Source organism: Rhodanobacter sp. FW106-PBR-R2A-1-15 (assembly GCF_058789735.1).
This window is the reverse complement of sequence record NZ_JBYTEM010000001.1, coordinates 161,175-176,514: the sequence shown is the minus strand read 5'-3', so window position 1 is coordinate 176,514 and position 15,340 is coordinate 161,175. Positions and strand designations below refer to the sequence as shown.

The 15,340-nt window shown below is 69.3% G+C and carries 13 protein-coding genes; 11 read left to right on the top strand and 2 right to left on the bottom strand.

Going from position 1 to position 15,340, the window contains the following annotated elements; translation table 11 throughout:
• Window positions 1-11 precede the first annotated feature (11 nt).
• The 4 genes from AC3WTD_RS00695 (at window position 12) to AC3WTD_RS00680 (ending at window position 3,426) form a co-directional block, all read left to right on the top strand.
• The gene (locus tag AC3WTD_RS00695; RefSeq protein ID WP_492612715.1) at window positions 12-1,367 is read left to right on the top strand and encodes a metal-dependent hydrolase family protein; all 1,356 of its coding nucleotides are present in this window, start codon (window positions 12-14) and stop codon (window positions 1,365-1,367) included.
• Between the two features lie 116 nt (window positions 1,368-1,483).
• Window positions 1,484-2,251, top strand: a complete 768-nt coding sequence (gene ubiE / locus AC3WTD_RS00690) for a bifunctional demethylmenaquinone methyltransferase/2-methoxy-6-polyprenyl-1,4-benzoquinol methylase UbiE (RefSeq protein WP_027494055.1) — start codon at window positions 1,484-1,486, stop codon at window positions 2,249-2,251.
• A gap of 286 nt (window positions 2,252-2,537) precedes the next feature.
• Window positions 2,538-2,804, top strand: coding sequence for a DUF2249 domain-containing protein (locus AC3WTD_RS00685; RefSeq protein WP_008438470.1), 267 nt, complete (start codon window positions 2,538-2,540; stop codon window positions 2,802-2,804).
• 7 nt (window positions 2,805-2,811) lie between these two features.
• Entirely contained in the window at window positions 2,812-3,426 is a 615-nt protein-coding gene (locus AC3WTD_RS00680; protein ID WP_027494054.1) for an FmdE family protein, read from the top strand.
• A 222-nt stretch (window positions 3,427-3,648) separates the two neighbouring features.
• Here AC3WTD_RS00680 and AC3WTD_RS00675 read toward each other — a convergent pair whose 3' ends face one another.
• Complete coding sequence (locus AC3WTD_RS00675) at window positions 3,649-4,581, bottom strand: DMT family transporter (RefSeq protein WP_492612714.1); 933 nt, start codon at window positions 4,579-4,581, stop codon at window positions 3,649-3,651.
• A 140-nt stretch (window positions 4,582-4,721) separates the two neighbouring features.
• On the opposite strand from AC3WTD_RS00675, the gene AC3WTD_RS00670 reads away from it, so the two are divergent.
• The 5 genes from AC3WTD_RS00670 (at window position 4,722) to AC3WTD_RS00650 (ending at window position 9,837) form a co-directional block, all read left to right on the top strand.
• The gene (locus AC3WTD_RS00670; protein WP_492612765.1) at window positions 4,722-5,216 is read left to right on the top strand and encodes an Lrp/AsnC family transcriptional regulator; all 495 of its coding nucleotides are present in this window, start codon (window positions 4,722-4,724) and stop codon (window positions 5,214-5,216) included.
• Window positions 5,217-5,242: 26 nt separating this feature from the next.
• Complete coding sequence (gene acpA, locus AC3WTD_RS00665; protein WP_492612713.1) at window positions 5,243-6,937, top strand: acid phosphatase; 1,695 nt, start codon at window positions 5,243-5,245, stop codon at window positions 6,935-6,937.
• Window positions 6,938-7,091: 154 nt separating this feature from the next.
• Window positions 7,092-8,045, top strand: a complete 954-nt coding sequence (gene pip, locus AC3WTD_RS00660) for a prolyl aminopeptidase (RefSeq protein WP_492612712.1) — start codon at window positions 7,092-7,094, stop codon at window positions 8,043-8,045.
• A 26-nt stretch (window positions 8,046-8,071) separates the two neighbouring features.
• A complete protein-coding gene (locus tag AC3WTD_RS00655; RefSeq protein ID WP_492612711.1) occupies window positions 8,072-9,364 on the top strand; it encodes an NAD(P)H-binding protein in 1,293 nt (430 codons plus the stop codon).
• Complete coding sequence (locus tag AC3WTD_RS00650) at window positions 9,361-9,837, top strand: DUF2269 family protein (RefSeq protein ID WP_492612710.1); 477 nt, start codon at window positions 9,361-9,363, stop codon at window positions 9,835-9,837. Before AC3WTD_RS00655 ends, AC3WTD_RS00650 begins: the two co-directional genes overlap by 4 nt.
• 58 nt (window positions 9,838-9,895) lie before the next feature.
• Here AC3WTD_RS00650 and AC3WTD_RS00645 read toward each other — a convergent pair whose 3' ends face one another.
• Complete coding sequence (locus tag AC3WTD_RS00645; protein ID WP_492612709.1) at window positions 9,896-12,076, bottom strand: putative bifunctional diguanylate cyclase/phosphodiesterase; 2,181 nt, start codon at window positions 12,074-12,076, stop codon at window positions 9,896-9,898.
• A 151-nt stretch (window positions 12,077-12,227) separates the two neighbouring features.
• On the opposite strand from AC3WTD_RS00645, the gene AC3WTD_RS00640 reads away from it, so the two are divergent.
• The gene (locus AC3WTD_RS00640) at window positions 12,228-14,081 is read left to right on the top strand and encodes a M1 family metallopeptidase (RefSeq protein WP_492612708.1); all 1,854 of its coding nucleotides are present in this window, start codon (window positions 12,228-12,230) and stop codon (window positions 14,079-14,081) included.
• Window positions 14,082-14,266: 185 nt separating this feature from the next.
• On the top strand, window positions 14,267-15,211 hold the full coding sequence (locus tag AC3WTD_RS00635) for an alpha/beta fold hydrolase (protein WP_492612764.1): 945 nt from the start codon (window positions 14,267-14,269) through the stop codon (window positions 15,209-15,211).
• The last annotated feature ends 129 nt before the right edge of the window (window positions 15,212-15,340 follow it).

The window sequence follows — 15,340 nt, the reverse complement described above, 5'->3', positions numbered from 1 at the left end:
GGGATCCACCGATGTCCATGCCTCGCCTGCTGCTCGCCGTCGCCGTCTCGTGCCTTCCGCTCGCGGCCGGCGCCGATGCGCCGGCCCGCGACGATGCCGGCAGCCAGCGGATCAACCTGATCGAATGCGCGCGCCTGCTCGATCCCGCCGCCGGCAGGATGCTGGGCCAGACCACCCTGGTCGTCGAGGATGGCCGGATCAAGGAGATCCACCCCGGCGCCATCGACATCGAACCGTACCGCAAGGCGGCCAGCAGCTTGAGCGTCGTCCGGCTGCCGGACGCCACTTGCATGCCGGGACTGATCGACTCGCATACGCACCTGACCATGCAGTTCAGCAGGGACTCCTACAGCGACAAGTTCCGCCTCAATCCGGCCGACCATGCGATCCGCGGCACCGTCTACGCGAAGCGCACCCTGCTGGCCGGCTTCACCACGGTGCGCAACCTCGGCGACGACGACAATGCGTCATTCGCATTGCGCAATGCGATCAACGCCGGCCTGGTACCCGGCCCGCACGTCTTCAGCGCCGGCAAGCCCGTCGGCACCACCGGCGGCCATGCCGATCCGAGCAACGGCTCCCGCTGGGACCTGCAGGGCGATCCCGGCCCAAAGGACGGCATCTTCGACTCGCCCGCCGACGCGTGGAAAGCCGTGCGCCAGCACTACAAGGACGGCGCCGACCTGATCAAGATCATGCCCTCCGGCGGCGTGCTGGACGAAAGCTCCAGCTCCGGCAACCCGCAGATGACGCTGGAGGAGATCAAGGCCGTGGTTGCCGCCGCGCACGACGACGGCTTCACCGTGGCTGCCCACGCGCATGGCGCCGAGGCAATCCGCCGCGCCGTGCTCGGCGGGGTCGACTCGGTCGAGCACGGCACCTTCATGGACGCGCCGGACATGAAGTTGATGAAGGAACACGGCACCTGGTACGTGCCCACCATCATCGCCGGCCAGTACGTGATGGAGAAGGCGAAGCAGGGCTGGTATCCGCCGCAGGTCGCGCGCAAGGCGGAGGAAGTCGGCCCGCTGATCCTGGCCACCGCCGGCAAGGCGTACAAGGCCGGCGTGAAGATCGCCTTCGGCACCGACGCCGGCGTCTATCCGCACGGCGACAACGCCAGGGAATTCGTCTACATGGTGCAGGCCGGCATGCCGCCGATGTTCGTGCTGCAAGCCGCCACCACCCACGCCGCCGAACTGCTGCACAAGTCCGACCAGCTCGGCCGCATCGCGGTGGGCCGCGGCGCCGACGTGATCGCCGTGCCGGGCAATCCGCTGGACGACATCAGCGTCATGCAGCACGTCAGCTTCGTGATGAAGGACGGCGTGGTCTACAAGCAGGACGGCAGGCCGACGGTCCAATGAGATAACTGCGCTGGTTGCGTTTGCGCCCCCTGAAAGAGGGTTGGGGGCGCCCTTGCTGCATGCCCGGCTCTCCCGAATCCCGAATTCCGAATCCCGTCTCCAGTAACATCGCCCCGATGAACAATCAGCCCAATACCCCGCCCGAATCCACCACCCACTTCGGCTTCCGCGACGTGCCGGTCGGCGACAAGCAGAAGCTGGTCGGCCAGGTGTTCACCTCGGTCGCGAAGAGCTACGACCTGATGAACGACCTGATGTCGTTCGGCATTCACCGGCTGTGGAAACGCCATTTCGTCGCGGTCAGCGGCGTGCGCCGCGGCGACCGCGTACTGGACCTGGCCGGCGGCACCGGCGACATCGCCGCGCTGCTCAAGCCTGTGGTGGGCGACGAGGGCGAGGTGGTCGTCGGCGATATCAACGCGGCGATGCTCGGCGTGGGCCGCGACCGCCTTACCGACCGCGGCCTGGTCGCCGGCCTGCGCTGGGCCCAGCTCAACGCCGAACGGCTGCCGTTCCCCGACAACTCCTTCGATGCGGTGACCATGGCCTTCGGCCTGCGCAACGTCACCGACAAGGACCGGGCGCTGGCCGATATCTGCCGCGTGCTGAAGCCCGGTGGCCGCGCGCTGGTGCTGGAGTTCTCGCGCGTGCAGAGCGAGCTGTTCGGCAAACTGTACGACTTCCACTCGTTCAAGGTGCTGCCGAAGCTGGGCCAGCTGTTCGCCGGCGATGCCGACAGCTACCGGTACCTGGCCGAGTCGATCCGCAAGCATCCCGATCAGGAAACCCTGAAAGGCATGATGGAGCGCGCCGGCTTCGGCCGCGTCGAGGTGCGCAACCTCACCAACGGCATCGTGGCGATCCATCGCGCGTACAAGTTCTGAGAGGTTGTGATTTTTTCAACCTCTCAGGTCGGCCAGGGCGAGGGCATGGCGAGGGCATGGATGCCCGAGTTGAGGCGACGCAGGAGCGGTTGCCCGATGGCCGAACATGAAACAGTCACACAAGTGACTGTTTCATGTGAGCGAGCCCGGGCGCGTACCGGACTCGCGACTGAAGCAAACCACGGGAAGTGGTTTTCTCCACGAGCCCTGGGCGTCTGATCCAGATCAGTGGCCGCCGGCAGGGCGCGGCGTATGTTGGGTGCTCCCTTACTGCGAGCACCCACCCATGTCCATCGACGCCGTTGCCGAACAGAACGTCCACCTCTTCGACGCCCGTGGCGTGGCGCGGCGCTTCCGCCACTCGGCGATCTTCGGCGCGATCGGCGCCCTGCGCTCGGGCGAGACGATGCGCTTCGTCAACGACCACGACCCGATCCCGCTGATCGCCCAGCTGCGCGAGCGCCTGGGCGACAACCTCACCGTGACCTATCGCCAGCGCGACGCCGACGCCGTGGTGATCGACTTCGGCATCACCGGCCTGCCGACCGAGTGAGCGGCACATGAACTACCCCGCGTTCTACGAGCAGGCGCCGCGCATCCGCATGCGCGACCCGCTGGCGGCCTTCCTCGGCGCCGCCGATGACGGCCTGCTGGAATATGCCTACGTCGATGCCGTGCGACTGGCCGGCCATTCCTGCCCCACCGTGGCCGGTGCCTGGCTGATGGCGCGCACCGCGCTGCGCGCGCTGTATCCGGACGAAACGGCCGAGCGCGGCGGCGTTGCGGTGCATATGCCAGCCGCCGAGGGCGACGGCGTCACCGGCGTCATCGCGCAGGTGCTGACTCTGGTCACCGGCGCCGCCGCGGGCAACGGCTTCCACGGCATTGGCGGCCGTTTCGTGCGGCAGTCGCTGCTGGGCTACGCGACCACCCCGGGCGCCGCCGCGGTGCAGTTCAGGCGCCGCGACAACGGCGCCACCGTGGCGGTGGAGCTGGACCTGTCCACCGTGCCGGCGGCCCCGAACCTGCGCGAGCTGATGGTTGGCGCACTGCAGCCCGGTGCCGGCGCGGAGCAGCGCGCTGCCTTCGCGCAAGCCTGGCAGGGCCGCGTGCAGCGCCTGCTGCTGGAACACGCGGACGACCCGCAGGTGCTGCGCCTGACCCGGCTGAACTGATCGGCCGCGCTCAGTGCTTGTGAAGAAAACCACATCCTGTGGTTTTCTTCGATCGCGAGTCCGGTACACGCCCAGACTCGCTCACATGAAACAGTCACTGGCGTGACTGTTTCATGTTCGGGCATCGGGCAACCGCTCCCTGCGTTGCCTCAACTCGGGCATCCATGCCCTCGCCATGCCCCCGCCCTGGCCGACCTGAGAGGTTGAAAAAATCACAACCTCTCAGGCCTGTTCGCAGGTCCGCGCGCACGCCGGTGCCGTTGCAGCCACCGGCGGCGCCGGGCGACGGCGCGCATTGGCCAGCACCACGCCGCCGATGGTCACCGCGCCACCGACCAGGATCAGCGCGTTCGGCACCTCGTGCAGCCACAGCCAGCCGATCAGCAGTGCGATCGGCGGCGACAGGTAGATGAAGCTGCTGACCCGCGACGCCGAGGCGCGGTTCACTGCCATGTTCCACGCCAGGTAGCCGACGAAGGTCGGCGCGATGCCCAGCCACAGCAGTGCGCCGATGTGCGCCCACGATGCAACCCGCAGCGCCTGCGGCAGGTGCCAGCCGAACGGCAGCGCGGCGAGCGTGCCGGCGAAGAACGCGAACGCGGTGACGCCCAGCATGCTGTTGCGTGCGAACAGCGCTTTCTGGCCGACGAAGAAGATCGCCGAGACAGCCACGCAAACCAGCACCAACAAGGCATGCGGATCCATCTCCACGCGCTGCCCGCTGGCCAGCACCACCAGCACCGTGCCGAGCAGCGCCACCGCCAGGCCGATCCAGGTGCGCAGCGTCAGCCGTTCGCGCAGCCACAGCGCCGACACCGCCGCGGTCGCGGCCGGCACCAGCGAGATCAGGATCGAGGCGGTGCCGCTGGCGATCCGTGTCTCGGCGTAGTTCAGGCACAGGTGGTAGACGGTGAGGCCGAGCACGCCAAGCAGGGCCAGCAGCGGCCAGTCGCGCCGCGCCGGCAACGGCACGCGCTTCACCCACAGCAGCGCAGCAAAGCACAGCGAGCCGATCAGCAAGCGCGCGAACGCCACCTCGCCCGGGGTGAACGCGGGCAAGGCATAGGCGATCGCGGCGTACGCCGACGACCAGGTCAACAGGGCAATCGCGATGGCGGCCAGGGCGCGGCCATCGAGACGTTCAACGGTATCCATGGGGACGGATTCCTGGGTGGGGGAAGTGCGCATCCTAGTCTTGGCGCTCGGGTCGGGGAATAATGCGCCGAATCGCTTTCCCGCTATTTCGCCAGCGATCGGCATCATTTTTTCGGGGTCCCGCCTTGGAATCGAAAGTCATCGAAGCGAAGCCGGAACTGGACGGCAAGGACTGGCAACTGCTGGAGGCGCTGCAGCAGGACGCGCGTCTGGGCTACGCCGAACTGGGCCGCAAGGTGCGCCTCTCCGCGCCGGCGGTGGCCGAGCGGGTGAAGCGGCTGGAGGAGGCCAGGGTGATCAGCGGCTACCGCGCCAGCGTCGATCCCAAGCGGCTCGGCTACGGCATCAGCGCGATGATCCGCCTGCGCTGCGACGGCGCCGCCTACGCGCGCATCGGCGCGCTGGTGGAGGACATTCCCGAAGTGCTCGAATGCCGCCGCCTGGCCGGCGAGGATTCGGCCCTGCTGCACGTGGTGGCCATGTCGATCGGCCACCTCGAAGCCGTGCTCGACCGCCTGCTGAAGACCGGCGCCAGCACCAGCACCACCACCCTGATCGTGCTGCAGACGCCGCACGAACACCGCCCGCTGACCCGCGCGATGTGGAATGCGGCACGGGCCATGTCCGACGACTGACCCGCACCCCGCCAGCGACCGACCCCATGACCGACCCGACCAAGCCGACCGACGACAGGCGCCCACTTTCGCCCGACGAGGCGCCCGTCGACCCCGAACGCCGCCGCCTGCTCGGCGGCATCGCGCTGGCCGGCGCGGCATTCGCCGTCGGCGGCTGCACGCCGTTCGGCGGGCGCACGCCGGCGCCGACCGCCGCCGAGGCGGCACTCGATGTGCAGCTGCGCCGGCACATCCGCCACGTGGTGGTGCTGTACGCCGAGAACCGCAGCTTCAACAACCTGTTCGCGGGCTTCCCCGGCCTGGCCCGGCCGCTGCAGGCACTCGACTCGCCGGCCTACCGCCAGCGCGACCGCGACGGCCGCCTGCTCGATACGCTGCCGCCGATCTGGGGCGGCATGGTGCCGCGCGCGCAGACTGTCGATGGCCGCCATTACCAGATCGGCGAACACGCGCTCGGCAGCCTGCCGAACCGCCCGTTCGCCCTGGCCACGCCGGACGGTGCGCCGCTGCCGCAGAGCGTAATCACCCGCGACCTGGTGCACCGCTTCTACGAGAACCAGCTGCAGATCAACGGCGGCCGCAACGACGGCTTCGTCGCCTGGGGCAACACCGGCGCGATGACCATGGGCCACTACGCCGATAGCGCGGCCCACCTGCGGCTATGGCGGCTGGCCCGCCAGTACACCCTGTGCGACAACTTCTTCATGGGCACCTTCGGCGGCTCGTTCCTCAACCACCAGTACCTCGCCGCGGCACAGCCGCCTTACTACCTGCACGCCGACCGCAGCCCGGCGAAGTTCCAGATCGCCACGCTGGAAGACGGCCCCACCGGCATCCGTCCGAAGCTGGCCGAGGACTCGCCGGCCAGCGCGATGCAGGGTCGCGCGAAATTCGCTACGGGCGACGCGCTCACCCCCGACTTCTGGGCAGTCAACACCCTGGGGCCGGCCTACGCGCCGGCGTTCGGCCACGACAAGCGCGACCCGCGTTTCGCCGACGCGGACAGCCCGAACACCCTGCCCGCGCAAAGCCACCTCACCATCGGCGACGCGCTATCCGCGGCCGGGGTCGACTGGGCCTGGTACGCCGGCGGCTGGCAACGGGCGCTGGACGGCCATGGCGACGGCGACCACCAGGCGTTTCCGGAAGTGCCCAACTTCCAGCCGCACCACCAGCCGTTCAATTACTTCCGCCAGTTCGCGCCGGGCACGGCGGCGCGTGCGCAGCATCTGCGCGACGCCGGCAGCGGCAGCGAAGCGGCCAGCAACCACTTCATCGCCGCAGCCGCCGCCGGCACGCTGCCGCCGGTGGCGTTCTACAAGCCGCAGGGCGATCTCAACATGCATGCCGGCTACGCCAGCGTGGACGCCGGCGACCGCCACCTGGCGCAGGTGGTCGAGGCGCTGCAGGCCAGCCCGCTGTGGCCGAACATGCTGGTGCTGATCACCGTCGACGAGAATGGCGGTTGGTGGGACCACGTGCCGCCGCCGAAGGGCGACCGCTGGGGGCCGGGCTCGCGCATCCCTACGCTGGTGGTGTCGCCGTTCGCGAAGCAGGGGTCCGTCGACCACGCCGTCTACGACACCGGCTCGATCCTGCGCTTCATCACCCGCCGCTTCGGCCTCAGGAAACTGCCCGGCCTCACGCTACGCGAGGAAGCGATGATCGCCGCCGGCGGCCCGCCGCCGGGCGACCTCACCGCCGCCCTGCAATTCGCCTGACACAACAAGCTCCCTCCCCTGCAAAGCAGGGGAGGGTTGGGGAGGGGTGCTCTTGCTCTTGAGTCAAAAGCTCCACCCCTCCAGCCTCCCCTGCGACCGAAGGAAGTCCCTTTGGGGCACGCAAGGGGGAGGAAAATCCACAAGAGGCCCCGCCATGCGCGAGATGTACCCCGAGATCGAGCCGTATCGCAGCCAGCACATCGCCGTCGATGCGATCCACCGCCTGTACGTGGAGGAATGCGGCAACCCCGCCGGCCTGCCGGTGGTGTTCCTGCACGGCGGCCCGGGCGCGGGGTTATCGGCCTACCACCGGCGCTTCTTCAACCCGGCGTACTACCGCATCGTGCTGTTCGACCAGCGCGGCGCCGGGCAATCCGCGCCGTTCGCCGAACTCACCGACAACACTACCTGGCACCTGGTCGCCGACATCGAGGCGACCCGCGAGCAGCTGGAGATCGAGCGCTGGGTGGTGTTCGGCGGCTCGTGGGGCTCGACGCTCGCGCTGGCCTACGCACAGGCGCACGCCGAGCGCGTGCTGGGGCTGGTGTTGCGCGGCATCTTCCTGGGCCGGCCGCAGGAGCTGCGCTGGTTCAACGAGCTCGACGGTGGCGCCGCGCAGATCTTCCCCGAGCGCTGGGCGCGCTTCCTCGATTTCATCCCCGAGGCCGAGCGCGGCTCGATGCTGGACGCCTACTGGAGCCGCCTCACTAGCGACGACGAAGCCACCCGGCTCGCCGCGGCGCGGGCATGGAGCGCGTGGGAGGGCGGCAGCACCACGTTGCTGCACGACCCCGACGCCGGCGGCGACTTCGAGGACCCGCACAAGGCGGTCAGCCTGGCCGTGATGGAAGCGCACTACTTCCGCCACAATATCTTCCTCGAACCCGACCAGCTGCTGCGCAACATCGGGCGCATCCGCCACCTCCCCGCCGCCATCGTGCACGGCCGCTACGACATCATCTGCCCGATGAAGAGCGCCTACGACCTCAGCCAGGCCTGGCCCGAAGCGCAGCTGCACGTCGTGCTGGCCGGCCACAGCGCCACCGACCCGGCGATCGTCGACCAGCTGGTGCAGGCCACCGACCGCCTGGCGGACCGCTATTGCTGAAGCCATCCGCAGCCAGGGAGGGAAGCATGCGCGTACTGGTCACCGGCGCCTACGGTTTCATCGGCGCACACATCGTCGCGGCGCTCACTGCGGGCGGCCATGAAGTCGTCTGCGCGGTGCGCGGTGCGCGCGTCGACACGCGCTTTCCCGGACTGCGCGCGATCGCCTGCGACATGACGCGTGACCTGCGCTGCGAGGACTGGCTGCCGCGGCTGGACGGCATCGATGCGGTGGTGAACTGCGCGGGCATCCTGCGCGAGCGCGGTGCCGACACCTACGCCGCCGTGCACGAGCAGGCACCGCTGGCACTGTTCCAGGCCTGCGTGCGGCGCGGCGTGCACCGGGCGATCCAGATCTCCGCGCTGGGTGACCCTGCCGACGGCGACTTCGTCGCCTCCAAGCACCGCGGTGACGCGGCACTCGCCGCGCTGAAACTGGATTGGCTGGTGCTGCGCCCCTCGCTGGTCTACAGCGCGCGCGGCTCCTACGGCGGCAGCTCGCTGCTGCGCGCGCTGGCGGCCCTGCCCGGCGCGCTGCCGTTGCCGGCGGGCGGCACCCAGCGCTTGCAACCCATCGCCGCGGAGGACGTCGGCGTCGCCGTGATCGCCGCGCTGGCGCACCCCGATGTCGCGCGCCGCATCATCGAGCTGGTCGGGCCCGAGGTGATGCCCCTGCGCGACTACCTGCTGGCGTGGCGGCGCTGGCTGGGTTTCGGCCGCGTGCGCATCCTGCCGCTGCCGCTGCCGCTGGCGCGCTTCGCCGCCGCGCTGGGTGAGCGGCTGGGCGACGGCCCGCTCGGCCGGACCATGCTGCGCATGCTCGAGCGCGGCAACTTGGGCGCCGCCGACGCCGTGGCGCGCCTGCGCGACACGCTGGGCCTGTCGCCACGGTCGCTGCAACGCGCGCTCAACGAGGCGCCCAGCCAGGTGCAGGATCGCTGGCACGCGCGGCTGTACTGCTGGCTGCCGCTGCTGCGCGTGCTGCTGGCCCTGCTGTGGCTGGGCTCCGGCGTGGTGGGCTGGACGACCTCCGCGCACGAGATGCAGGCGTTGGCCGCCGGCAGCCCGCTGGGCGGCGAGGCGGCGCTATGGCTGACGCGCCTGACCGCCAGCGTCGACCTCTCGCTGGGCGCGCTGTGCCTGCTGCGCTGGCGGCCGCGGCCGGTGCTGGGCGCGATGCTGGCGATGCTGCTGGGCTACACGCTGGGTGTCGGCCTGCTGTGGCCTGCGCAGTGGCTGGCGCCATTCGGCGGCCTGCTGAAGAACCTGCCGCTGATCGCGGCACTGGCGATCCTGCTGGCCACGGACGAGCGCCGATGAACACCTATGTTCTGCTGAAGACCCTGCACATCCTCTCCTCCACCGTGCTGTTCGGCACCGGGCTCGGCACCGCCTTCTTGATGTGGTTCACCCATCGCAGCGGCCAGCTCGCCGCCATCACGGTGGCGGCAAGGCTGACGGTGCGTGCGGACTTCCTGTTCACCACACCGGCGGTGATCGCGCAGCCGGTCACCGGCGTGCTGCTGATGCGCGAGCTGGGTTTCGGCTTCGCCACGCACTGGCTGCAGGCGGCCATCGCGCTGTACCTGCTGGCCGGCGCCTGCTGGTTGCCGGTGGTGTGGCTGCAGTGGCGGGCGCACCAACTTGCCGATACCGCGCTGCGCGACGGCACGGCGCTGCCGCCGGCCTACCATCGCTGCATGCGTACCTGGTTCGCGCTGGGCTGGCCCGCGTTCCTCGCGGTGATCGCCACCTTCTGGCTGATGGTGGCCAAGCCACCGCTATGGGGCTGAGCCTCATCCGCCACGACTCCCGGATGCGACGGCGGCGGCACGCCTTCCCGTGCGCGCGTCAAGGCACCAGCGCCTGCCGGTGGGCGGCGGCCCAGCGGCGGAAGCCGGCGTCGTCGAGCGGGCGGCTGATCAGGTAGCCCTGCAGCCCGTCGCAGCCCATCTGTTCCAGCGCCTGGCGCTGGAACGCGGTCTCCACGCCCTCGGCCATCGCCACCATACCCAGCCGGTGCGCCATGTCGATGATGAAGCCGGCCAGCGGAGTGCCGGCATCGGCCTGCAGCTCGCCGACAAAGGCACGGTCGATCTTGATGACGTCCAGCGGCAGGCGTTGCAGGTAGCTCAGCGAGGAGTAACCGACGCCGAAGTCGTCCAGTGCCAGCTTGAAACCGGCGCCGGCAAGCTGGCGCAGCGTGGCCTGCGCGCCGTCGAAATCCTGCAGCAGGGCACTCTCGGTCAACTCCAGGGTCAGCCGCTCCGGCGCGACGCCGGCTTCGCGCACCTGCGTGACGAGCCGGGCGGCGTAGTGCGGATGGGCGAGCTGCCAGGCGCTCACGTTGACCGCCAGAGTCCTGCCGCAGGGGGCGCCGTCGCGATCCCAGGCGCGCAGGTGGGCGCAGGCCTCATCGACGACCCAGGCGCCGAGCGCGTGGATCAGTCCGGTTTCCTCGGCCAGCGGAATGAACTTCTCCGGCGTCACCTCGCCCAGTTGCGGGTGCCGCCAGCGCAGCAGCGCCTCGGCGCCCAGCAGTTCGTCATCGACGCTGATTTGCGGCTGGAAATGCAGGGCAAACTGCGTGCCCATGCAATCCTGCTCCAGCGCCGCGCGCAGGCCACGCTCCAGGCTCAGGCGGCGGTCGGCCTCCTGCTGCATCGGCGGCAGGAACACCCGCACCGTGTTGCGCCCGGCCGCCTTGGCCCGGTACAGCGCAATGTCGGCGCGGCGCAGCAGGTCGGCCACATCCTCCTCGCCGACGGGATACACCGCCACGCCCACGCTGGCCCCCACCCCGAGCACGCGCCTGCCCTCCATCACCGGCTCGGACACCAGCGCGATCATGTCCTGCGCGACCCGTTCGGCACGTAGCTGCATCTCGGGCGGCGTGCGCTCGCGCAGCCCCAGCATCAGCACGAACTCGTCCCCGCCCAGGCGCGCCAGCATCGCATCGGGTGGTGTCGCGGCGAGCAGGCGCCCGGCCATGGCCTGCAGCAGGCGGTCGCCGACGTGATGGCCGAGGCCGTCGTTGATGGTCTTGAAGTTGTCCAGGTCGATCAGCAGCAAGGCACCGCAACCGCCGTACGCCAGCGCGTCGGCATGCCACTCGGCCAGACGCTTCAGCGCGCTGGCGCGGTTGGGCAGGCCGGTGAGGCTGTCGTGGTAGGCAAGGTGGCGCAGGCTCTGCTCGGCGGCACGGCGGGTATGTTCCTCGACCTCCAGCCGTCGCCGGGTATGTTCGAGCTGTGCCGTGCGCTGGCGCATCTGCGCCGCCAGCGACAGGCTCACCAGCAGCACGAAGGGCAGGAAGGCGAAGGCGTCCAGGTACGGAGCCCGGTACCTGAGCAGGTCGACCGCGATATCGCCCCACAGCAGGGCGATGAACTGCACCAGCAGGCAGCCGCCCAGCAGCACGGCACGCAGCGCATCGCCCCCGCGATACTGCGCCCACGCGCGGCCGAGTGCCCACAGGAAAACCGCGTAGCTGGCCGCATGGAACGCGACGCCCCAGGCCGACCCCGCGCCGGTGACGCGGTACAGCCGCTCGCCCCAGGGCAGCACGATGGGCTGGGCGGCTTGCAGCTGCGAGAAGAACAAGGTGGTCGGCGCCGTCTGGTTGGCCCACAGGAAAACCGCCGTCAGCAGGCTCATCCCGACCAGCGCGCGCCAGCGGGTGCCCGCACCGGTGTAGGCGCGGATGAACACCACCATCGGGACAAAACTGGCGATGGCTGCCGCGATCATCCAGCGCAAGGCGGCGGTGGCCTGCGCCAGGTCGTGGGCGCCGAGCAGCAACACGTTGCACAGCGCCAGCACGGCGATGCACAGGCACAGCGCCGCGTAGGAAAGATAGATGCCCTCGCCCCGCCGCCACAGGCCGATGACCATGAACTGCACGCCGGAGGCGAACGCGATGCCGGTGGTGGCGATCAAGGCCGCGATGAAGTAGCCGGTCGCCGGTGCATCCGCGCCAATCAGCATGCTTCCTCCCCAGGTCCAGGCCACCGACGCGCAGCCGTCGGTCATGCGCCGCTCGCTCGGCAAGCTTGCACCTTTCGCCGGCAAGAAAAAAGTTCGTGCAGCGCGCCCTCCGCCACCGGGCCCGGGGCTTCCGTCGCGGGCCAGCCAAGGCGCCGCGATGGCATACTCACCTTTCCCCCGCACCCGGAGCCGCTGCATGCGCCTGCTTTCCGTCCTCGCCCTCGGCACCCTCGTGCTGCCGTTGGCGGCCCGCGCCAACGACCCGAACTCCTATGCCCAGCCCGAGCAGGTGCGGGTGACTCATCTGGACCTGGACCTGGCGATCGACTTCCCACGCAGGCAGCTCGACGGCCAGGCCACGCTGAAACTGGACTGGAAGAACCCCAAGGCGCAGTCGCTGGTGCTGGACACGCGCGACCTGAAGATCAGCAGGGTCGAGGCGCTGGCCGCCGACGGCAAGACCACCCCGCTGACCTACGCGCTGGCCCCGCGCGACAAGGTGCTGGGCAGCAAGCTGACCATCGCCACGCCGAAGCATCCGGCGCAGGTGCGCATCGTCTACACCAGCTCGCCCGAGGCGTCCGGCCTGCAGTGGCTGACGCAGACGCAGACCGCCGACAAGACGCTGCCTTTCATGTTCTCACAGTCCGAGTCGATCCATGCCCGCTCGTGGGTGCCGCTGCAGGACTCGCCGGCGGTCCGCTTCACCTACAAGGCACACGTGACCGCGCCGAAAGAAGTACGCGTGGTGATGAGTGCGCTCAACGACGCGAAGCATCCGCTGGACGGCGATTTCCGCTTCGAGCAGCCGCACCCGATCCCGTCCTACCTGCTGGCGATCGCCGCCGGCGACCTCGCGGTGAAGGAAACCGGGCCGCGTTCGGCCGTCTATGCCGAACCGTCGGTGGTCGACAACGCCGCGCACGAGTTCGAGGACACCGAGAAACTGATTGCCGCCACCGAGCAGCTGTACGGCCCGTATGCGTGGGGCCGCTACGACATCCTGGTGCTGCCGCCGTCGTTCCCGTTCGGCGGCATGGAAAACCCGAACATGACGTTCGCCACGCCGACCGTGCTGGTCGGCGACAAGAGCCTGGTCTCGCTGGTCTCGCATGAGCTGGCCCACTCGTGGTCGGGCAACCTGGTGACCAGCACCGCGTGGCGCGACATCTGGCTCAACGAGGGTTTCACCACCTACGTGCAGGGCCGCATCACCGAGGCGGTGTACGGCAAGGCGCTGGCCGACGAGGAGGCGCTGTTGTCCGCCCGCGCGCTGCAGAAGGGCATCGGCGCGATGGCCGCCAACGCGCAGAAGCTGGCGCCCGACCCGCGCGGCATCGGCGCCGACGATGCGCTCTCCGACGTGGCCTACGACAAGGGCTCGTGGTTCCTGCGCACGCTGGAGCAGCGCTTCGGCCGCGAGCACTTCGACGCCTACCTGAAGGGCTACTTCCACCACTTCGCGTTCCAGAGCATCACCACCGAGCAGATGCTCGACTACCTGAAGCCGAACCTGATCGAGAAGTACCCCGGCAGGATGGGCTGGGACGAGGTGAAGGTCTGGGTCTACGACGAAGGCATCCCGAAGGATGCGCCGCTGCCGGATTCCCCACGCTTCAACGCGATCGACCGCGAACGCAGCGATTTCCTGGCCGGCTCGCTGGCCGCCGACAAGCTCGACGCGAAAGGCTGGAACACGCAGGAATGGATGTACTTCCTCGACCGCCTGCCCGACGCGCCGCCGCTGGCGAAGATGCAGGAACTCGACGCCGCCTGGCACCTCACCGGCACGCCGAACGCGGAGATCGGCATGCGCTGGTATAGCCACGCCATTGCCGCCGGCGACAAGGCGGTGTGGGACGCCGCCGCCGAGCACATGACACGGATCGGCCGCATCTACCTCTCCACGCCGCTGTACAAGGCCTTCGTGAAGACGCCGGAAGGCCTGGCTTTCGCCGAGCAGGTCTACGCCAGGGCCAAGAGCGGCTACCACCCGCTGACCCAGCAGGTGGTCGAGGGCATCATTGCCAAGGCAAAGAAAGCGAAGTAACCCAAGCTCCTCCCCCTGCTCGGCAGGGGGAGGTCGGGAGGGGGTAGCTTTTGATCTTCGATCAAGATCAAGAGCACCCCACCCCAGCCCTCCCCTGCTATGCAGGGGAGGGCGTGAAATCCGCACCTCACCAAGGAGTGCTCATGCCGCCATCGACGAACAGCACCACCCCGCTCTGGAAACGCATGCTGCTGCGCCGGTTGAAATTCCTGGGCTGGCTGGTGGCGCTGCTGGTCATCGTGCTGGGCGGCAGCTACCTGTTTGCGCCGCAGTGGCTGCTGCAGGCGCACGTCACCCGCGAGGTGATGGCGGCGCACCTGGAGAAACATTCGGTGCAGGCCGGCGACACGCACTGGGTCTACTACGAAGGCGGCCAGGGGCCGACCATCGTGCTGCTGCACGGCTTCGACGCGGACAAGACCCTGTGGCTGCAGACGGCGAAGCTGCTGACGCCGCACTTCCACCTGATCATCCCCGACCTGCCCGGCTGGGGCGAGTCCTCGCGGGTGCCCGGCGCCAGCTACAACATCGACGCCCAGGCCGGGCGCCTCGACGCGTTCGTGCAAACCCTGGGCCTGCAGCGCTTCCTGCTGGTCGGTCACTCGATGGGCGGTGCGATCGCCGGCGTGTATGCCAGCGACCATCCCGAGCATGTGTCCGCGCTGGCGCTGCTCGACGCGTTCGGCCTGAAGGGCAAGGTGAACGCGTTCGACCGCGAGGCGCTAGCCGGCAGGAACCCGTTCGTGTTCGACGACCGCACCGGCTTCGAGCGTGCCACCGCGCTGGCGTTCGACAAGCCGCTCGACCTGTCCGGCCGCTTCGTCGATGTGTTCATCCAGCGCAACCAGCGCGACCGCGCCTTCATCGAGCGCAGCTTCAACGAGCTGCGCGATCCGGGTCAGTACCTTTCGGTGCAGAACCGGCTGGGCCGGCTCAGCATGCCAGTGCTGGGCATGTGGTGCCACGACGACAAGATCGTGGACATTTCCGCGCTGGACAGCCTGCGCAACGGCCTGACCGCCGCCAGCGCGATCAGCACCAGCACCATCAACGGCTGCAACCACATGCCGATGCTGGAAAAGCCCGAACAGACCGCGCAGATCCTCACCGGCTTCGCGCTGTCGCACTGAGCGGGATGCGGCAGCCACCTGCAGGATGCTGAACGGAGCGCCGCCGCCCTGCCATGACATAATGAAACGCGTGTGACACCGTGGGAGAATGCCGACGTGACGCCGCGGCCTGGCGTTCCCGTGCGCAGG

What these genes read in the sequence shown, in the direction of transcription:
- ubiE (WP_027494055.1), top strand. Translation starts at nt 1,484, where the DNA reads ATGAACAATCAGCCCAATACCCCGCCCGAATCCACCACCCACTTCGGC.
- AC3WTD_RS00685 (WP_008438470.1), top strand. Translation starts at nt 2,538, where the DNA reads ATGTCCATCGACGCCGTTGCCGAACAGAACGTCCACCTCTTCGACGCC.
- acpA (WP_492612713.1), top strand. Translation starts at nt 5,243, where the DNA reads ATGACCGACCCGACCAAGCCGACCGACGACAGGCGCCCACTTTCGCCC.
- AC3WTD_RS00640 (WP_492612708.1), top strand. Translation starts at nt 12,228, where the DNA reads ATGCGCCTGCTTTCCGTCCTCGCCCTCGGCACCCTCGTGCTGCCGTTG.
- AC3WTD_RS00645 (WP_492612709.1), bottom strand. Translation starts at nt 12,076, where the DNA reads ATGACCGACGGCTGCGCGTCGGTGGCCTGGACCTGGGGAGGAAGCATG.
- AC3WTD_RS00675 (WP_492612714.1), bottom strand. Translation starts at nt 4,581, where the DNA reads ATGGATACCGTTGAACGTCTCGATGGCCGCGCCCTGGCCGCCATCGCG.
- AC3WTD_RS00680 (WP_027494054.1), top strand. Translation starts at nt 2,812, where the DNA reads ATGAACTACCCCGCGTTCTACGAGCAGGCGCCGCGCATCCGCATGCGC.
- AC3WTD_RS00695 (WP_492612715.1), top strand. Translation starts at nt 12, where the DNA reads ATGTCCATGCCTCGCCTGCTGCTCGCCGTCGCCGTCTCGTGCCTTCCG.
- AC3WTD_RS00650 (WP_492612710.1), top strand. Translation starts at nt 9,361, where the DNA reads ATGAACACCTATGTTCTGCTGAAGACCCTGCACATCCTCTCCTCCACC.
- pip (WP_492612712.1), top strand. Translation starts at nt 7,092, where the DNA reads ATGCGCGAGATGTACCCCGAGATCGAGCCGTATCGCAGCCAGCACATC.
- AC3WTD_RS00635 (WP_492612764.1), top strand. Translation starts at nt 14,267, where the DNA reads ATGCTGCTGCGCCGGTTGAAATTCCTGGGCTGGCTGGTGGCGCTGCTG.
- AC3WTD_RS00655 (WP_492612711.1), top strand. Translation starts at nt 8,072, where the DNA reads ATGCGCGTACTGGTCACCGGCGCCTACGGTTTCATCGGCGCACACATC.